This is a genomic window from Agromyces selenitireducens (genome assembly GCF_052748465.2).
Genome location: NZ_CM188259.1, coordinates 1,589,154 through 1,605,625 on the forward strand (window position 1 = coordinate 1,589,154; position 16,472 = coordinate 1,605,625).

Genomic DNA, 16,472 nt, shown 5'->3' on the forward strand with positions numbered 1-16,472 from the left:
GCGCACCGCGGCGCTCGCACCACGGCACGAGCCGGGGCGGAGGCGAATCGTCCTCCCGGCCCCGGCTCGTGGTCCGGATGGCCGCGCGACGCGTCAGTCGTCGAGCACGAACGTGACCTCGAGGGTCACCGACCACTCGATGATGCGGTCGCCGTCGACCTTGACCTTCTGCTCCTTGACCCAGGCGCCCTTGACGCCGCGCAGTGTCTGGGCCGAGCGTGCAATGCCGACCGCGACGGCGTCTTCGAAGCTCGTCTCGGAAAAGGCGGTGATGGTGGTGACCCGTGCGACGGATGACATGGAGTTCCTCCTCGAACGATCCGGGACGCACCGGACGATGCCCCCCAGGGCCAATCATGCGCCTCCTCGGCTCCCGCCGCGAGGGGTTGCGTGAACGGATGCCGCGGGGCCACCTCCCGCGCCTCCGGAGCCCGGCGCGCTCGCCGGGCGTGACCCGCGCGCGACCGTCCCGGGAACGGCATCCGTCGGCTGGGTGAACCCTCGTGGACCACCGGCGTCGCGCCGTGCGCCGCCGCTCCGGCCACGCCACGCTGGGAGCCGTGAAGGTCGCACTCCTCGCGGAATCGTTCCTCCCGCACATGAACGGCGTCACCCATTCGCTGCTGCAGGTGCTGCGCCACCTCGAACGACGCGGCGACGAGGCCCTCGTGATCGCACCGCGCTCGGGGCCGGTCGAGCACGGGCTCCACGGGGCCCGCGCCGAGTTCCTCCGCTCGGTGCCGCTGCCCGGGTACCCCGAGGTGCGGGTCGCGTTCGCCGGCGCCCGCCGGCTCGCGGGCGTGCTCGCCGACTTCGCGCCCGACGTGGTGCACCTGGCGTCGCCGTTCGTGCTCGGCTGGCAGGGCGTGCTCGCCGCCGAGCGGCTCGGCGTGCCATCCGTCGCCGTCTACCAGACCGACGTGCCCGCGTACGCCGAGCGCTACCAGGTGCCGGGCGCGGGGCCGATGCTCGCCCGGCACGTCGCCCGCATCCACCGACGCGCGACACTGACGCTCGCACCGTCGACGTCGGCGGCCGAACGGCTCGAGGACTACGGCGTCGAGCGCATGCGGCGGTGGGCGCGCGGGGTCGACACCGAGCGATTCCAGCCGGCGCGGCGCGACCCGGCGTGGCGCCGGCGATACGCGGCCGAGGGCGAGGTGCTCGTCGGGTACGTCGGCCGCCTCGCGCCCGAGAAGCAGGTCGAGGACCTCCGCGCGCTCACCGGCATCGAGGGCCTGCGGCTCGTGGTGATCGGCGACGGCCCGGCGCGGCCGGCGCTCGAGGCGATGCTGCCGGGCGCGCGGTTCACGGGGTTCCTCGGCGGCGACGCGCTCGCGACGGCGATGGCGAGCCTCGACCTCTTCGTGCATCCCGGCGAGAGCGAGACCTTCTGCCAGACCGTGCAGGAGGCCCTGGCGAGCGGAGTGCCGGTCGTGGCAACCGGTCGCGGCGGCCCGCTCGACCTCGTGCACTCGAGCCGCGACGGCTGGCTGTACCGGCCCGGCGACCTCGGCGAACTCGCGGCGCGTGTCCGCGACCTCGCCGGAGACGCCGCGAAGCGGCGTGCGTTCGGCGAGGCGGCGCGCGAGGGTGTCGCCGACCGCAGTTGGGAGCGACTCGGCGATGAACTGCTGGGCCACTACGACGAGGCGCGCGGCATTCGCGCGCGCCTCGTCGGGGCGGCGCCGACGGTCGAGCCGGTCGCGACGGCCGAGCGCGGCGAGCGGATGCCGCGCGCGGGCGCCGCGGCCGCCGATACGCCGGCGCCGCCGGCGCCGCCCGCCGGCGGATGGCGGCGCTACGTCGCCGTCGGCGACTCCATCACCGAGGGACTCTGCGACTCCTCGCGCATGGCCGCGGGGGAGTACCGCGGCTGGGCCGACCGGCTCGCCATGCTGCTCGCCTCGGCCGGAGACGGCGTCGCCTACGCGAACCTCGCGGTCCGCAGCCGCAGGGTCGGCGACGCGGTGGGGCGGCAGCTGCCCCGGGCCGTCGAGCTCGAGGCGGATCTCGTGTCGGTGCTCATCGGCGGCAACGACCTCGTCCGGGTGGGTGCGCGTTGGGACGTGCTCGCGGGCCGGCTCGCCGATGCGGTCGACGCCGTCCGTTCGACCGGATGCGACGTGCTCGTGGTCGCGCCGTTCCTGCCGGCGCACGCACGGCTCGGGGTGGTGCGCACGCAGTTCGGACGCTTCGCCGAGCGCCTGCTCGAACGCGCCGACGCGAGCGGGGCCTTCGTGCTCGACGCCGGCGCGCACACCGGGCTCACCGTCCGCGGAGTCTGGGCCGAGGACCGCGTGCACCTGAACTCGTCGGGTCACCGCACGCTCGCGTACGCGGCTGCGTCGGTGCTGGGGGTGCCGGATGCCGCGGCGCTCGCGGGGCTCGACGCGGCCCTGCACGGCGACGCCGACGAGCCCGACGCGCCGCCCCTCGGCACCGCCGAGTGGATCCGGCGGCACGCCGCGCCATGGGCGGGACGCCGCCTCCTCGGCCGCACCGCGGGCGACGGCCGTGACCCGAAGCACGACGCGCTCGTGCCCGTGCCCCCGCCCGGAGGCCATCGCTCGAGGGGCGGCGCGCGGACCTGACGGCGGCCGTGTCGCGGGAGCGCCGCGGCATCCGGCCACCGGGCCCCGCTAGGTTGCGACACGCCGGGCTGGTAGGCTCGCCCAGGGTGCCCGTGCGGCACCCGCTCAAATCAACATGAGCTCGCGCCCCATCGTTCGGGCGCTCTGGAGCAGGCCGGCAGGAAGCTGGTCCCCTGTGGTGGCTTACCAAGCGAGAGCTTGGTGGACTTCTACTGGTGGCCAGCGCTGGCGGGTCATCGACGCGCTGAGATCTGCCTGTTCCTGCTCCTTGTTCACCTCGCGCGCCACACGGGCGTGCGAGCCGAAACAAAGGAGAGAGACCTCTTGGAAGGTCCTGAAATCACGTTCGCCGAAACCGTCATCGACAACGGTCGGTTCGGCACCCGCACCATCCGCTTCGAGACCGGACGCCTCGCCCAGCAGGCGCAGGGCTCGGCGGTCGCCTACCTCGACGACGAGACCATGCTGCTCTCGGCCACGTCGGTGTCGAAGCACCCGAAGGAGCACTTCGACTTCTTCCCGCTCACGATCGATGTCGAGGAGCGCATGTACGCCGCGGGTCGCATCCCCGGCTCGTTCTTCCGCCGCGAGGGCCGTCCCTCGACCGAGGCGATCCTCACCTGCCGCCTCATCGACCGCCCGCTGCGCCCCTCGTTCGTCGAGGGCCTCCGCAACGAGGTCCAGGTCGTCGTGACCGTGCTCGCGATCGAGCCCGACGAGTTCTACGACGTGCTCGCCATCAACGGCGCGTCGCTCTCGACGCAGCTGTCGGGCCTGCCCTTCTCCGGACCGGTCGGCGGCGTGCGCGTCGCCCTCATCGACGGTCAGTGGGTCGGCTTCCCGAAGCACTCGCAGCTCGAGGACGCGGTCTTCAGCATGGTCGTCGCCGGCCGTGTCGTCACCGAGGCCGACGGCTCGCAGGACGTCGCGATCATGATGATCGAGGCCGAGGCCACCGACAACGCGTGGAACCTCACGCAGGCCGGTGCGGTCAAGCCCGACGAGACCGTCATCGCACAGGGCATCGAGGCGTCGAAGCCGTTCATCAAGCAGCTCGTCGAGGCGCAGCAGAAGGTCGCGGCGACCGCGGCCAAGCCGACCGCCGACTACCCGACGTTCCCGCCCTACCAGGACGCGACCAGGGCCGCCGTCGAGGAGCTCGCGCTCGAGGAGCTCAAGGGCATCTACCAGATCGCCGGCAAGGTCGAGCGCCAGGACGCCGACGACGCGCTCAAGGCGCGCGTCAAGGAGGCCGTCGCCGCCAAGGTCGAGGCCGGGGAACTCCCCGAGTCGGCCAACGGCGAGGTCTCGGCCGCCTACAAGTCCGTCACCAAGCACGTCGTGCGCTCGCGCGTCCTCTCCGAGGGAGTGCGCATCGACGGTCGCGGCCTGGCCGACATCCGTCCGCTCGACGCCGAGGTGCAGGTGATCCCCCGCGTGCACGGCTCCGCCATCTTCCAGCGCGGCGAGACCCAGATCCTGGGCGTCACCACGCTGAACATGCTCAAGATGGAGCAGCAGATCGACTCGCTGAGCCCGGTCACCAAGAAGCGCTACATGCACAACTACAACTTCCCGCCGTACTCGACGGGTGAGACGGGTCGTGTCGGTTCGCCCAAGCGCCGCGAGATCGGCCACGGCGCCCTGGCCGAGCGTGCGCTCATGCCGGTGCTTCCCACGCGCGAGGAGTTCCCCTACGCCATCCGCCAGGTCTCCGAGGCGCTCGGCTCGAACGGCTCGACCTCGATGGGCTCCGTCTGCGCGTCCACGCTGTCGCTGCTGAACGCGGGCGTGCCGCTCAAGGCGCCGGTCGCGGGCATCGCGATGGGCCTCATCTCCGACACCGTCGACGGTGAGACCCGCTACGCGGCGCTTACCGACATCCTCGGCGCGGAGGACGCGCTCGGCGACATGGACTTCAAGGTCGCCGGCACGTCCGAGTTCGTGACCGCGATCCAGCTCGACACGAAGCTCGACGGCATCCCCGCCTCGGTGCTCGCGGGTGCGCTGACCCAGGCCAAGGAGGCGCGCACCACGATCCTGCAGGTGCTGAACGCCGCCATCGACGGTCCCGACGAGATGGCGCCCACCGCGCCGCGCGTCATCAGCGTGCAGATCCCGGTCGACAAGATCGGCGAGCTGATCGGCCCGAAGGGCAAGACGATCAACGGCATCCAGGACGACACGGGCGCCGACATCTCGATCGAGGACGACGGCACCGTCTACATCGGCGCGACCGACGGTCCCACGGCCGAGGCCGCCCGCGCCGCGGTGAACGCGATCGCCAACCCGACCAACCCCGAGGTCGGCGAGCAGTTCCTCGGCACCGTCGTGAAGATCGCCGCGTTCGGCGCCTTCATCTCGCTGCTGCCCGGCAAGGACGGCCTCCTGCACATCTCGGAGGTCCGCAAGCTCGCCGGCGGCAAGCGCGTCGAGAGCGTCGAGGACGTGCTGGGCGTCGGCCAGAAGATCCTCGTCGAGATCACGAAGATCGACGACCGCGGCAAGCTCTCGCTCGCCCCGGTCATCGCCGACGACGCCGACACCAACGGTCGCTCGGCCACCGGCGAGCACGCCGAGGCCCCCGCGGAGGGCGCCGACGCGTAGGCGATCCCCGCTCGAAGCGGATGCCCGTCCCGACCTCGTCGGGGCGGGCATCCGTCGTCTCGTCGACTACATCGGCAGGAACGTCGCCGAGCGGATGACGCGGTCGCGTTCAGCGATCGCGGCGTCGGCGGCGGACCGCTCGGCCATGCGCCGCAGCAGTCGGTCGCGATCGATGCGGCGTGCGGCCCGGCGCCGGCCCCAGCGGGCGAGTGCGAGGCCGGTCCGCACGGCCCACTCGCCGAGCCGGTTCGAGCCGGGGGAGTACGTCAGGGAGTCCATCACGCCTCCTTCGGGGAGTCCGCGGTCTCCGGGGAGTCCGCGGTCGGCTCGCCGCGCACGAGCGGGAACGCGTTGACGTGGATCTGCACGGGACGCGAGCCGGCCGACGGCGTGCGCTTGTAGGCGCCGATGTACTTCTGCAGGACGACGTCGATCTCGGTCACGAGCCCGTGCAACTGGTCGGGCGTGAGTCGCAGGTTGATGGTGTCCGACGTGGCGACCTCGAGCCAGTCGCTCCCGAACACCGCCTCGCCCTCGGCCACGTACTCGCGGAAGTTCTGCTCGCGTGATCGATACCACTCGTCCTCGACCAGTTTCACCGCCAGCCGCTCCGCGCTGCCCGGCGGCAGGTCTCGCGCGTCCGGGATCGCGATCGAGCCCGGACTGCGCTCCCACCAGCGTTCACGGCCCTTCCCACGCGTCGTGTCCTCCCGCACGAGGCCGGCACGCGCAAGCTGCCGAAGGTGGTAGCTCGTGGCCCCGCTCGATTCACCCAGGCGCTCGGCGAGCATGCTGGCGGTGAACGGGCCGTACGACGACAGCTCGTCGTAGATGCGCACCCGCAGCGGGTGGGCGAGGCTCTTCAGGCTCTCGGACGGGAGCAGGTGGTCGATGCCGGGGTGTCTCGTGCTGCTCGGCCAGTCCTCGAGGCCCTTGGTGACGTCATCCATGTTGCAAAGATATCGCTGCAAAGGAAGCTTTGCAATAGGTACTTTGCAAACAGTTCTTTGGATCGCGCGATCCTATCCGGCGACGTGGCGGAGCACCGCGGCCGCGAGTCGGTCCGCCGCATCCTGCGCGAGGGAGAGGTACAGGATGGGCTCGATCAGCTCGAGCTCGAGCACGGCGAGTCGACCGCCGAACCGCACCACGTCGATCCGCGCGTAGTCGAGGTCGAACGGGAGCCGCGAGTACAGGTCGCGCACCTGGGCGAGGTCGTCGGCGGAAGCCGCATGGGCCGCGACGGTGCCGCCGTAGATGCCGTGTGCGCGGAAGTCGCCGGCGGCGGGCAGCTTGCGCAGCACATGGCTCACCTCGCCGCCGATCACGGCGAAGGAGTACTCGCCCTCCTCGAGCACCGCCGGCGCGAACGGCTGGACGAGCATCGCGTCCCCGACCGTGCGCAGGTGCTCCGACAGCCGGGGGGCGGGGAGCCGGACCACCCCGGAGCCGCCGACCCCGACCGTCGGCTTCACGACGAGCTCGTCCCACCCGGCCGCGGAGACGGCGCGCACGGCCGCGTCCGGGTCCGACGTCACCGTTCGGATCAGCGGCACGAAGGGAAGGCCCCGGTCGGCGAGCGCGTCGAGGTAGCGCTTGTCGCTGTTCCACCGGACCGCGTCGAGCGGGTTCCGGACGCGGCATCCCTGAGCCTCGATGGCCGCGAGGGCGGTGAGGAACTCGGGGAGCCGGTCGACGTAGTCCCACGTGCTGCGCAGGACCGCGAGGTCGAACCCCGCCCAGTCCGCGTCATCGGACCACGCGACGGGCACCGCGTCGACCCCGCGCCGGCGGAGCGCGGCGATCAGGAGCCGGTCGTCCTCGAAGAGCGCGTCGACGTCCCGGATCTCCCAGGTGACGAACCGCGGGAGCCGTTCGCAGCGGAGCACCGCGACGCGCGCCATCCGATCATCCCGACCGGGCGAGCAGCGGTGCGAGCCGATAGGGGATGAGCTCGCCCATGACGAGCGATGTCTCGGTGCGCTCGACGCCGTCGATCGCGAGGATCTCCTCGTCGATGCGGAAGAGATCGTGCGCATCGCGACCCACGACCCGCACGAGCAGGTCGACCTGGCCGGACAGCCCGTGGGCCTGGATCACCTCCGGGATCCTGGCGAGCTCCCGTACCACGTCGGCGAGGACCTTCTGCCGCGCGTGCACGGCGACGAACGCCTCGAGCGGGTAGCCGAGCGGCGCCGGGTCGATGCTGCGCTCGAACGACATGAACGCTCCGGATGCATCCAGCCGCGCCATCCGCGCCTGCACGGTGTTGCGGCTCATCTTGAGCCGATCGGCCAGGGCCACGACGGTGGCGCGCGGATCGTCGGCGAGCGCCTTCAGCAGGGCTCGGTCGACCGCGTCGTAGCCGTTCATAGCGCCACACGTTAGCACCCTGACGTGGCGGTGCACCATGCAATGTGCGCAACTCGTCCGCCGTTGCTTGAGCCGAATGCCAGATCGTCGTACGCTGCCGGTATCCGGCATCGGCGCCGGGTGCGACGCTGCCCACAAGGCGGCCGAGCCGACACGGAGGTTCGACGATGACCCCTTCCGACCGAGAGGCGACCGGGCTGCTCACCCGCCCCGACGACCTCGTCCAGCTCCTCGACGAGTCGGGCGTGCGACACGCGCACCCCGTATTCGACCCGTGGGTCGCCGACGTCGACACCGATGCGCTGGCCGCCCTCCACCGCGACATGGTCGTGGTCCGCCGGCTCGATACCGAAGCCACCGCGCTGCAGCGCCAGGGCGAGCTCGGCCTGTGGCCGCCGCTCGCCGGCCAGGAGGCCGCGCAGATCGGCTCCGCGCGTGCCCTCGACGACGAGGACTTCGTGTTCTCCAGCTACCGCGAGCACGCCGTGGCGTGGCTGCGCGGCGTGCAGCCCGTCGAGCTCCTCAGCGTGTGGCGCGGCACCGCGGCGTCCGGCTGGGACCCCTACGAGAAGCGCATGGCCGTGCCGCAGATCATCATCGGCGCGCAGTCGCTGCACGCCGTCGGCTGGGCCATGGGCGCGAAGTGGCAGGGCGCCGACCACGCCGCCATCAGCTACTTCGGCGACGGCGCGACGAGTGAGGGCGACGTCAGCGAGGCGTTCGTCTTCGCGTCGAGCTTCGAGGCGCCCGTCGTGTTCTTCTGCCAGAACAACGGCTGGGCCATCTCCGAGCCCGTCGGCCTGCAGTCCAAGCAGCCGCTCGCGCGCCGCGCCGACGGGTTCGGCATGCCCGGCATCCGCGTCGACGGCAACGACGTGCTCGCCGTGCTCGCCGTGACCCGCTGGGCGCTCGACCGCGCCCGGCGCGGCGAGGGCCCCGCGTTCATCGAGGCCGTCACGTACCGCATGGGCCCCCACACGACCGCCGACGACCCGAAGCGCTATCGCACCGACGACGACCTCGCCGTGTGGCGCGAGCGCGACCCCATCGCGCGACTGCACGCCCTGCTCGCGGCATCCGGTGCCGACATGGGCGCCGTCGACGCCGACGCGAAGGCCGCTGCCGACCGGGCCGCAGCCGACCTCCGCGCGGCCATCGCGAACATCCCCGACCCGGAGCCGATGAGCGTCTTCGACCACGTCTACGCCGAGCCCAACAGCCACCTGGAGCGGCAGCGGTCGCGGTACGCCCGGTACCTGGCGATGTTCGACGAGGAGGGCGACCGATGACCACGCTGACCCTCGGCAAGGCACTCAACGAGGGGCTCCGCCGTGCGCTCGCCGACGACGACACGGTCGTGCTCATGGGCGAGGACATCGGCACGCTCGGCGGCGTGTTCCGCATCACCGACGGGCTCAAGGCCGAGTTCGGCGCCGAGCGCGTCGTCGACACGCCCCTCTCCGAGGCGGGCATCCTCGGAACCGCCGTCGGCCTCGCGTACCGCGGGTTCCGGCCCGTCGTCGAGATCCAGTTCGACGGGTTCGTCTACCCCGGTTTCGACCAGATCGTCGCGCAGGTCGCGAAGCTGCACTACCGCTCGCGAGGCACGGTGAAGATGCCCATGGTCATCCGGATCCCGTTCGGCGGCGGCATCGGCGCGGCCGAGCACCACTCCGAGTCGCCCGAGGCGTACTTCACCCACACCGCCGGACTGCGCGTGATCGCGTGCTCCAACCCGGCCGACGCGTACGTCATGATCCGCCAGGCGATCGCGAGCGACGACCCCGTCGTCTTCCTCGAGCCGAAGCGCCGGTACCACGTCAAAGGCGAGGTCGACCTCGACGCCAACCTCGCCGACGCCCGGCCCATGGGCGTCGCCACGGTCGTGGCATCCGGGCGCGACGTCACGCTCGTGACGTACGGCGCGCTCGTGCAGACCGCGAAGGACGCCGCGACCGCAGCCGCGGAGGACGGCGTCTCGATCGAGGTCATCGACCTGCGCTCGCTGGCCCCCGTCGACTACTCCACGATCGAGGCATCCGTTCGCCGCACCGGCCGCCTCGTCGTCGCCCACGAGGCGGGCGAGCAGGGCGGCGTCGGCGCCGAGATCGCCGCGTCGATCACCGAGCGGTGCTTCGAGTACCTCGAGGCCGCGCCCGTGCGCGTGACCGGCCACGACATCCCGTACCCGCCGGCGAAGCTCGAGCAGCACCACCTGCCCGACCTCGACCGCATCCTCGACGGCGTCGACCGCGCCATGGGCCGGCCGAACTCCCTGTCGGACATGTCGGGGGTGGAGGCGTGAGCATGATCCGCGACTTCGCACTGCCCGACCTCGGCGAGGGGCTCACCGAGTCCGAGATCGTCGCCTGGCGCGTCCAGGTCGGAGATCACGTCGAGCTGAACCAGATCATCGCCGACGTCGAGACCGCCAAGGCCGTCGTCGAGCTGCCGTCGCCGTTCGAGGGCACCGTCACGGCGCTGCACGCGGCCGAGGGCGAGACCGTCAACGTCGGCGAGAAGCTGTTCTCGTGCGACACCGGCGGCGGCGCCGCATCGACGGATGCCGCAGCGACGGCGTCAGCCGGCGATGAGGTGGTGACGGCGCAGGCCGCTGCCGCTCCCGCGCCCGCGCAGGAGGCGCCCGACGCCGAGGCCGCCGCGCCCGTCGAGACGCGCGAGCCGACCCTCGTCGGCTACGGCGCCGGCGTCGACCGGGCTCCCAAGCGCCGCGCCCGACGTCTCGGCAGCGCCGCCGCACTCCGCGACGACCTCGTGCCCGCGCCGCCCGAGCACGACCGCATCGAACCCGACACCGCGACGCACGGCGGCGCGAACGGGCTGCACGACGCCGACGAGCGCCCCGAGCGCCCGCGGTCGACGCCACCCGTGCGCAAGCTGGCACGCGACCTCGGCGTCGACCTCGAGCGGGTGCTCGGAACGGGCGAGCGCGGGCTCATCACGCGCGCCGACGTCGAGGCCGCGGCATCCGGAACCTCGGCGCGCGCCCAAGAGGGCGTCGGCGCCGGGGCCGAGCTGGAGGTCGGGGAGGCCGGAGGCCGTCTCGAGGCCCGTCCCGCCGAGACCCGCATCCCGATCAAGGGCGTCCGGAAGCACACGGCCGCGGCGATGGTCCGCAGCGCGTTCACCGCCCCGCACGTCACCGAGTTCCTCACGGTCGACGTGACCGCGACGACGGAGCTCCTCGCCGCCATCCGCTCGGACCGCGCGTACGCCGGGCACAAGGTGACGCCGCTCACGGTCGTCGGCAAGGCGCTGTGCATCGCGGCGGCCCGCACCCCGGAGGTGAACTCGCGGTGGGACGAGGACGCGCAGGAGATCGTGCGCTTCGGCCACGTGAACCTCGGCATCGCCGCGGCGACCGAGCGCGGGCTCGTCGTGCCGAACGTCAAGGGCGCCGAGCGGATGACGCTCATCGAGCTCGCCGACGCGATCTCGGCGCTCGCCGAGACCGCACGCGCCGGCAGGACGCCGCCGGCCGCCCTCTCGGGAGGCACGATCTCGATCACGAACATCGGGGTGTTCGGCATCGATGCGGGCACGCCGATCCTCAACCCCGGGGAGGCGGCGATCCTCGCGATGGGTGCCGTGCGTCGCCAGCCGTGGGAGCACCGCGGCGAGATCGCCCTGCGCGACGTCATGACCCTCTCGCTGTCCTTCGACCACCGCCTGGTCGACGGCGAGCAGGGTTCGCGCTTCCTGGCAGACATCGGCCGGATCCTGCGTGAGCCCGGCCTCGCGCTCACGATGTCCTGATCCCGTGCGCCGGGGGTGGTGCACCCGCCCCCGGCGTCGGAGAATGGGCGCATGGACAAGCGCACGCCGCTGTCGCGCGACGACGTCGCGGCCGAACTCGAGGCGACCGGATTCCGGCACGACGGAGAACGGTTGACCGCGGAATTCCGCACGGCCGATTTCGCGTCCGCCGTGCGACTGCTCGACGCGGTCGCGGTCGAAGCGGATGCCGCGAATCATCACCCCGACGTGAAACTCGGCTGGGGGCGCGTCGAATTCGACCTCGTCTCGCACGATGTCGGGAGCGTGACGCGGCGCGACGTCGAACTGGCGAAGCGGATCGCCGCCATCGCAGGCGAGCAGGGCGCGCGCGTCCGCTGAATTCGGCCGCCCGCTTCGAACTCGAATTCTCCACATCCGACGCTGAATTCGTGCGCGCCATTTCCGAACGGAATATGCTTCGTATTCGAAAGCAGTTCCCCCTGGAGAATTCAGCGGAGAATACCGCAGAAAGGGCGTGCACAATGGCCAAGCGAGTCGTGGAGACGCTCGTCGACGACCTCGACGGATCCGACGCCGACCGGACCATCGCGTTCAGCATCGACGGCGAGGGCTATGCCATCGACCTCTCGTCGGCCAACGCCGACAAGTTCGACGCCGCGGTCGCACCGTTCGTCCGAGCCGCGCGCCGGACCTCGTCCGGCCGTGCGAGCGGCGGCACGCGCCGCCGTGCCGCAGGCGGCGCAGGCGACACGAAGGAGGCCCGCGAGTGGCTCCGTTCGAACGGGCACCAGGTCTCCGACCGCGGCCGCATCCCGGCACCTCTGCTCGAGCTGTACCGCAACCGCTGAGCGCCGCTCAGCGCAGCTCGAACTCGATCTCCTCGATCTCCTCGCCGCGCGCCTTCGCGACGTCGCGGTGACGGCCGACCTCGACGAATCCGAGCTTCCCGAGCACCGAGACGGATGCCGCGTTGTCGGCCGCCGCCCGCGCCCGCACGGGTCGCGGCTGCGAGTCGAGGAAGAGCCGCACGGCGCGCGTCGCGATGCCGCGACCCCACTGCTCGCGGTCGATCCAGTAGGTGATCTCGGGCGTCCGCGTCTCGGCGTCGATCCAGCGCGCGACGCTGCCGACGATGCGGCCGTCGCAGCGCACGGTGCGCGCGTCGACGTCGTCGCGCCCGAACAGGCGCTCCCAGTGCGCGTCGAACGCGGCACGGTCCGACGGGTCGCCGGCGGTGAATGCGGCCATGCGGTTCGCCTCGGGATCGAGTTGAATGCGGAACAGCTCATCGAGGTCGCCCGCGCGGGTCGCGCGCAGGGTCACGACGTGAGGCTCGACCATGCCATGTCCTCCAGGATGCTGCGGACCACCCTGTCCGCGGGTCGGCGCCCATGGATGCGGGCGCTGTGGGGGGTCGAGTTGATCAGTCCGAAGGCGGCGTGTGCCCGGATTCGCAACTCGGATTCGGCCCGGTCGGGCCTCAGGCGGGCGAGCACGCCCACCCACAGTTCGACGTACTCGCGCTGCAGGCGCCGGACCTCGTGGGCGTCCGCCTCGTCGAGGCTGCCGAGGTCGCGGTCCTGCACGCGGATCACGTCGGCGTTCGCGAGCGCGAAGTCGACGTGGAAGCGGATGAGGGCGCGGAGCGCGCCCGCGGGGTCGTCGGCCTCCGCGATCGTGCGCCGCCCGCCGTCGAGCAGTCCGCGGCTCGCGTCGGCGAGGATCGCCGCGAGCACCGCGGCCTTGCCGGGGAAGTGGCGGTAGACGGCCGGGCCCGACACGCCGGCGGCCTGGCCGAGCTCCTCGAGCGTGACGCCCGGGTAGCCGCGCTCGGCGAAGAGCCGCGCGGCGGCGTCGAGCAGCGCGGCGCGACGGTCGGCCTTGGCGCGGCCGCGTTCGGTGAGCGTGTCGCTCAGGGTGCACCTCCGGGGCATTCGGTGAATGCACACTAACCGACTGCCGGGTGTGCGGCAACCGAGGAGGCCGGCCCGCGCGCGGCATCCGCTCGATCGGGGTGCTCAGCGAGCGGATGCCGCGGCGGCCTCGCGCACGAGTCGCACCGCCTCGGCGGTGCCGCCGTTCCACGGCGTGCCGTGCCCGGGAAGCACCCACGTCGCGTCGATCGCGGCGAGCCGTTCGAGCGAGTCGAGCGCCGCATCGGGCTCGTCGGTGAAGGGCGCGGGTGCGGGGCCGCGCCGCCCCGTGAGCACGTGCCGGGTGGTGAGCGCGTCGCCGACGCAGACGGCGTCGAGGTCGGGGGAGTGGACGGCGATGCTGCCGGGCGAGTGGCCCGGCATGCCGATGATCACGGGCGAGCCGGGGAGGTCGAGCCGCTCGCCGTCGGTGACGGTGCGGACCTCGCTGAGGTACGCGGTCCTGGCGCCGCCCTTTCCGAGCGCGTAGGCGAGGAACCTGACGACGGGCCAGGGGCGGGCGCCGCGGCCGAACGAGGTCGACGGCTTCTCGCCGCCCTTCGCGCGGTCGGCGTCCGCGGCGTGGACGTAGACCGGCACTCCCTGCTCGAGGCGGAGGCGTTCGGCGAAGCCGACGTGGTCGCTGTCTCCGTGCGTGAGGATGATCGCCCGCACGTCGTCGACCGTGAGGCCGGCCTCGGCGAGTTCGGCGAGCAGTTCGGCATGGTGGCCGGGGAGGCCGGCATCGACGACCGTGACGCCGCGGTCGTCGATCATGAGGTAGGACGCGACGATCTCGTTGCCGACGCGCCTGAGTCCTGGACGAAGTTCCATGATGGCTACGATACGTAGCTATGATGGCTAGTGTCAATAGTCATCGATCCTCAGGCGAAGGAGGAGCCATGCCGGCACCCGTGAAGGTCACCCCGGAGGCGTTGCGCGAGACGGCGCGAGAGCTCCTCGAGCGCGGCGGGCTCGCGTCGCTCACGATGCAGTCGGTCGCCACCCGACTCGGCGTCCGTGCGCCGTCGCTCTACAAGCACGTCCGCGATCGCGACGACCTCGTGCGCATCGTCGCGGAGGACGCCGCGGCAGAGATCGGCGAGCGCGCGGATCGCGCGATCGCCGGCGTGGAGGATGCCGCCGACGCGGCGCGGGCGCTCGCGGCATCCGCCCGTCGTTTCGCGCACGAGCGACCGCACGGCTACGGCCTCGTGTTCGGCCCGCTCCCCGAGGGTGCGCGCGCGGGAGGATCCGCGCTCGACCGGGCGAGTGCCGCGGTGCTCGAGGTCTCGCGGCGGCTCGCCGGCGACGGGCAGGCGCTCCCGGCCGCGCGCACGCTCACGGCATGGATCCACGGGTTCACCAGCATGGAACTCGCCGGGGCGTTCCGACTCGGCGGGTCGGTCGACGAGGCCTGGGCGTTCGGGCTCGAGCGCCTGATCGCGGGGCTCGCGGCGACCGCGGGGGAGTCCGGAGGCGTGCACGCGGACGCCCGGGCCGGGTGAGCCCGCTTGCGGAACTCGGTGAATGGTCGCTAACATGAATCCCGGTTAGCGAGCGTTCACCGAAGGCGCTCGGGTCCACGCCACGACGGAGAGGCGGACGGGAGCGGATGCACATCCTCACGAGCGCGCTCGACGCGGCATCCGATGCCGCCCGCGCGAACGCCGAGGCCCACGAGGCGCTCGTCGGCGAACTGCGAGCCAAGCTCGCGAAGGCCGCCCTCGGCGGGCCGGAGGCCTCCCGCGACCGTCACGTCGCGCGCGGCAAGCTGCTGCCGCGCGACCGGGTCGAGCGCCTGCTCGACGAGCGCAGCCCGTTCCTCGAACTCGCGCCGCTCGCAGCTGAGGACCTCTACGGCGACGACACGCCCGCCGCGGGCGTCATCGCCGGCATCGGGCTCGTGCACGGCCGGCCCGTCATGGTCGTCTGCAACGACGCGACCGTCAAGGGCGGCACCTACTACCCGATGACCGTCAAGAAGCACCTGCGGGCGCAGGACGTCGCGCTCGAGAACCGCCTGCCCTGCGTCTACCTCGTCGACTCCGGGGGCGCGTTCCTGCCGAAGCAGGACGAGGTGTTCCCCGACCGCGACCACTTCGGGCGGATCTTCTACAACCAGGCCAACCTGTCCGCCCGCCGCATCCCGCAGGTCGCCGCGGTCATGGGCTCGTGCACCGCGGGCGGCGCGTACGTGCCCGCGATGAGCGACGAGACCGTGATCGTCCGCAACCAGGGCACGATCTTCCTCGGCGGCCCGCCGCTCGTGAAGGCCGCCATCGGCGAGGTCGTGACCCCCGAGGAGCTCGGCGGCGGCGACCTGCACGCGCGGCACTCCGGCGTCACCGACCACCTCGCAGAGGACGACGAGCACGCGCTCGAGCTCGTCCGCGACATCGTCGGCACGCTGCCGCAGCCCGCCGACCGCGCCTGGGCCGTGCGCGAGCCCCGCGAGCCGGCGGTCGACCCCGCGACGCTCACGTCGGTCGTGCCGGTCGACGTGCAGCAGCCCTACGACGTCCGCGAGGTCATCGCACGCCTGGTCGACGGCAGCGAGTTCCACGAGTTCAAGCGCGAGTACGGCGACACGCTCGTCACGGGCTTCGCCTGGATCGACGGCCACCCGGTCGGCATCGTCGCCAACAACGGCGTCCTGTTCAGCGAGTCGGCCATGAAGGGCGCGCACTTCATCGAGCTGTGCGACCAGCGCGGCATCCCGCTGCTGTTCCTCCAGAACATCTCCGGGTTCATGGTCGGCCGCGACGCCGAAGCCGGCGGCATCGCCAAGCACGGCGCGAAGATGGTCACCGCGGTCGCCACGACGCGCGTGCCGAAGTTCACGGTCGTGATCGGCGGCTCCTTCGGCGCCGGCAACTACTCGATGTGCGGCAGGGCGTACTCGCCGCGATTCCTCTGGATGTGGCCCAACGCGCGCATCTCCGTGATGGGCGGCGATCAGGCGGCATCCGTGCTGTCGACCGTCAAGCGCGACCAGATGGCCGTGCGCGGCGAGCAGTGGTCGGCCGAGGACGAGGAGGCATTCAAGGCCCCCGTGCGCGAGCAGTACGAGACGCAGGGGAGCCCCTACCACTCGACCTCGCGGCTGTGGGACGACGGCGTCATCGCGCCCGGCGACACCCGCACGGTGCTCGCGCTCGCGCTCGAGCTGGCGAGCCGCACCCCGCTGCCCGAGCCCCGCTTCGGCCTCTTCAGGATGTGACCG

General features: G+C 72.3%; 17 protein-coding genes. 9 read left to right on the plus strand and 8 right to left on the minus strand.

Features of this window, described 5'->3' with window-relative positions; all coding sequences use genetic code 11:
• Positions 1-93: 93 nt before the first annotated feature.
• Positions 94-300: a dodecin family protein gene (locus ACULK4_RS07390; RefSeq protein ID WP_445965481.1), complete on the minus strand. Its 207-nt coding sequence runs from the start codon at positions 298-300 to the stop codon at positions 94-96.
• A gap of 260 nt (positions 301-560) precedes the next feature.
• Between ACULK4_RS07390 and ACULK4_RS07395 the strand changes: the two genes are divergently transcribed.
• Both ACULK4_RS07395 and ACULK4_RS07400 read left to right on the plus strand, forming a co-directional pair.
• Positions 561-2,594, plus strand: coding sequence for a glycosyltransferase (locus ACULK4_RS07395; protein ID WP_445965482.1), 2,034 nt, complete (start codon positions 561-563; stop codon positions 2,592-2,594).
• Positions 2,595-2,918: 324 nt separating this feature from the next.
• A complete protein-coding gene (locus ACULK4_RS07400) occupies positions 2,919-5,201 on the plus strand; it encodes a polyribonucleotide nucleotidyltransferase (protein WP_445965483.1) in 2,283 nt (760 codons plus the stop codon).
• A 66-nt stretch (positions 5,202-5,267) separates the two neighbouring features.
• Here the strand turns inward: ACULK4_RS07400 and ACULK4_RS07405 are convergent, their stop codons facing one another.
• From ACULK4_RS07405 to ACULK4_RS07420, 4 genes are all read right to left on the minus strand, one after another.
• Positions 5,268-5,480 (minus strand): hypothetical protein, encoded by a 213-nt coding sequence (locus tag ACULK4_RS07405; RefSeq protein WP_445965484.1) that lies wholly within the window; start codon positions 5,478-5,480, stop codon positions 5,268-5,270.
• On the minus strand, positions 5,480-6,151 hold the full coding sequence (locus ACULK4_RS07410) for an ArsR/SmtB family transcription factor (RefSeq protein ID WP_445965485.1): 672 nt from the start codon (positions 6,149-6,151) through the stop codon (positions 5,480-5,482). The genes ACULK4_RS07405 and ACULK4_RS07410 overlap by 1 nt, the downstream gene beginning before the upstream one ends.
• A gap of 72 nt (positions 6,152-6,223) precedes the next feature.
• Positions 6,224-7,105: an ATP-grasp domain-containing protein gene (locus tag ACULK4_RS07415; protein ID WP_445965486.1), complete on the minus strand. Its 882-nt coding sequence runs from the start codon at positions 7,103-7,105 to the stop codon at positions 6,224-6,226.
• Between the two features lie 4 nt (positions 7,106-7,109).
• The gene (locus ACULK4_RS07420; protein WP_445965487.1) at positions 7,110-7,574 is read right to left on the minus strand and encodes an Lrp/AsnC family transcriptional regulator; all 465 of its coding nucleotides are present in this window, start codon (positions 7,572-7,574) and stop codon (positions 7,110-7,112) included.
• Positions 7,575-7,741: 167 nt separating this feature from the next.
• Between ACULK4_RS07420 and pdhA the strand changes: the two genes are divergently transcribed.
• The 5 genes from pdhA (at position 7,742) to ACULK4_RS07445 (ending at position 12,181) form a co-directional block, all read left to right on the plus strand.
• Positions 7,742-8,863, plus strand: a complete 1,122-nt coding sequence (pdhA, locus tag ACULK4_RS07425) for a pyruvate dehydrogenase (acetyl-transferring) E1 component subunit alpha (RefSeq protein WP_445965488.1) — start codon at positions 7,742-7,744, stop codon at positions 8,861-8,863.
• Positions 8,860-9,879: an alpha-ketoacid dehydrogenase subunit beta gene (locus ACULK4_RS07430; protein ID WP_445965489.1), complete on the plus strand. Its 1,020-nt coding sequence runs from the start codon at positions 8,860-8,862 to the stop codon at positions 9,877-9,879. Before pdhA ends, ACULK4_RS07430 begins: the two co-directional genes overlap by 4 nt.
• A gap of 2 nt (positions 9,880-9,881) precedes the next feature.
• Positions 9,882-11,351: a dihydrolipoamide acetyltransferase family protein gene (locus ACULK4_RS07435; RefSeq protein WP_445965490.1), complete on the plus strand. Its 1,470-nt coding sequence runs from the start codon at positions 9,882-9,884 to the stop codon at positions 11,349-11,351.
• Between the two features lie 51 nt (positions 11,352-11,402).
• On the plus strand, positions 11,403-11,711 hold the full coding sequence (locus ACULK4_RS07440) for a 4a-hydroxytetrahydrobiopterin dehydratase (RefSeq protein WP_445965491.1): 309 nt from the start codon (positions 11,403-11,405) through the stop codon (positions 11,709-11,711).
• A gap of 143 nt (positions 11,712-11,854) precedes the next feature.
• Positions 11,855-12,181 (plus strand): histone-like nucleoid-structuring protein Lsr2, encoded by a 327-nt coding sequence (locus tag ACULK4_RS07445; protein ID WP_445965492.1) that lies wholly within the window; start codon positions 11,855-11,857, stop codon positions 12,179-12,181.
• Positions 12,182-12,188: 7 nt separating this feature from the next.
• On the opposite strand, the gene ACULK4_RS07450 is transcribed toward ACULK4_RS07445, so the two are convergent.
• The 3 genes from ACULK4_RS07450 to ACULK4_RS07460 all read right to left on the minus strand — a co-directional run bounded on the left by ACULK4_RS07450 (position 12,189) and on the right by ACULK4_RS07460 (position 14,080).
• Complete coding sequence (locus ACULK4_RS07450) at positions 12,189-12,674, minus strand: GNAT family N-acetyltransferase (protein ID WP_445965493.1); 486 nt, start codon at positions 12,672-12,674, stop codon at positions 12,189-12,191.
• A complete protein-coding gene (locus ACULK4_RS07455) occupies positions 12,653-13,267 on the minus strand; it encodes an SACE_7040 family transcriptional regulator (protein ID WP_445965494.1) in 615 nt (204 codons plus the stop codon). The genes ACULK4_RS07450 and ACULK4_RS07455 overlap by 22 nt, the downstream gene beginning before the upstream one ends.
• Before the next feature lie 84 nt (positions 13,268-13,351).
• Complete coding sequence (locus ACULK4_RS07460; RefSeq protein ID WP_445965495.1) at positions 13,352-14,080, minus strand: MBL fold metallo-hydrolase; 729 nt, start codon at positions 14,078-14,080, stop codon at positions 13,352-13,354.
• 68 nt (positions 14,081-14,148) lie between these two features.
• Between ACULK4_RS07460 and ACULK4_RS07465 the strand changes: the two genes are divergently transcribed.
• Positions 14,149-14,754, plus strand: coding sequence for a TetR/AcrR family transcriptional regulator (locus tag ACULK4_RS07465; RefSeq protein ID WP_445965496.1), 606 nt, complete (start codon positions 14,149-14,151; stop codon positions 14,752-14,754).
• 107 nt (positions 14,755-14,861) lie between these two features.
• Positions 14,862-16,469: a carboxyl transferase domain-containing protein gene (locus tag ACULK4_RS07470; RefSeq protein ID WP_445965497.1), complete on the plus strand. Its 1,608-nt coding sequence runs from the start codon at positions 14,862-14,864 to the stop codon at positions 16,467-16,469.
• Positions 16,470-16,472: the final 3 nt, after the last annotated feature.

What these genes read in the sequence shown, in the direction of transcription:
- ACULK4_RS07410 (WP_445965485.1), bottom strand. Translation starts at nt 6,151, where the DNA reads ATGGATGACGTCACCAAGGGCCTCGAGGACTGGCCGAGCAGCACGAGA.
- ACULK4_RS07420 (WP_445965487.1), bottom strand. Translation starts at nt 7,574, where the DNA reads ATGAACGGCTACGACGCGGTCGACCGAGCCCTGCTGAAGGCGCTCGCC.
- ACULK4_RS07415 (WP_445965486.1), bottom strand. Translation starts at nt 7,105, where the DNA reads ATGGCGCGCGTCGCGGTGCTCCGCTGCGAACGGCTCCCGCGGTTCGTC.
- pdhA (WP_445965488.1), top strand. Translation starts at nt 7,742, where the DNA reads ATGACCCCTTCCGACCGAGAGGCGACCGGGCTGCTCACCCGCCCCGAC.
- ACULK4_RS07470 (WP_445965497.1), top strand. Translation starts at nt 14,862, where the DNA reads ATGCACATCCTCACGAGCGCGCTCGACGCGGCATCCGATGCCGCCCGC.
- ACULK4_RS07390 (WP_445965481.1), bottom strand. Translation starts at nt 300, where the DNA reads ATGTCATCCGTCGCACGGGTCACCACCATCACCGCCTTTTCCGAGACG.
- ACULK4_RS07455 (WP_445965494.1), bottom strand. Translation starts at nt 13,267, where the DNA reads ATGCCCCGGAGGTGCACCCTGAGCGACACGCTCACCGAACGCGGCCGC.
- ACULK4_RS07465 (WP_445965496.1), top strand. Translation starts at nt 14,149, where the DNA reads ATGCCGGCACCCGTGAAGGTCACCCCGGAGGCGTTGCGCGAGACGGCG.
- ACULK4_RS07435 (WP_445965490.1), top strand. Translation starts at nt 9,882, where the DNA reads ATGATCCGCGACTTCGCACTGCCCGACCTCGGCGAGGGGCTCACCGAG.
- ACULK4_RS07405 (WP_445965484.1), bottom strand. Translation starts at nt 5,480, where the DNA reads ATGGACTCCCTGACGTACTCCCCCGGCTCGAACCGGCTCGGCGAGTGG.
- ACULK4_RS07430 (WP_445965489.1), top strand. Translation starts at nt 8,860, where the DNA reads ATGACCACGCTGACCCTCGGCAAGGCACTCAACGAGGGGCTCCGCCGT.
- ACULK4_RS07440 (WP_445965491.1), top strand. Translation starts at nt 11,403, where the DNA reads ATGGACAAGCGCACGCCGCTGTCGCGCGACGACGTCGCGGCCGAACTC.
- ACULK4_RS07445 (WP_445965492.1), top strand. Translation starts at nt 11,855, where the DNA reads ATGGCCAAGCGAGTCGTGGAGACGCTCGTCGACGACCTCGACGGATCC.
- ACULK4_RS07460 (WP_445965495.1), bottom strand. Translation starts at nt 14,080, where the DNA reads ATGGAACTTCGTCCAGGACTCAGGCGCGTCGGCAACGAGATCGTCGCG.
- ACULK4_RS07450 (WP_445965493.1), bottom strand. Translation starts at nt 12,674, where the DNA reads ATGGTCGAGCCTCACGTCGTGACCCTGCGCGCGACCCGCGCGGGCGAC.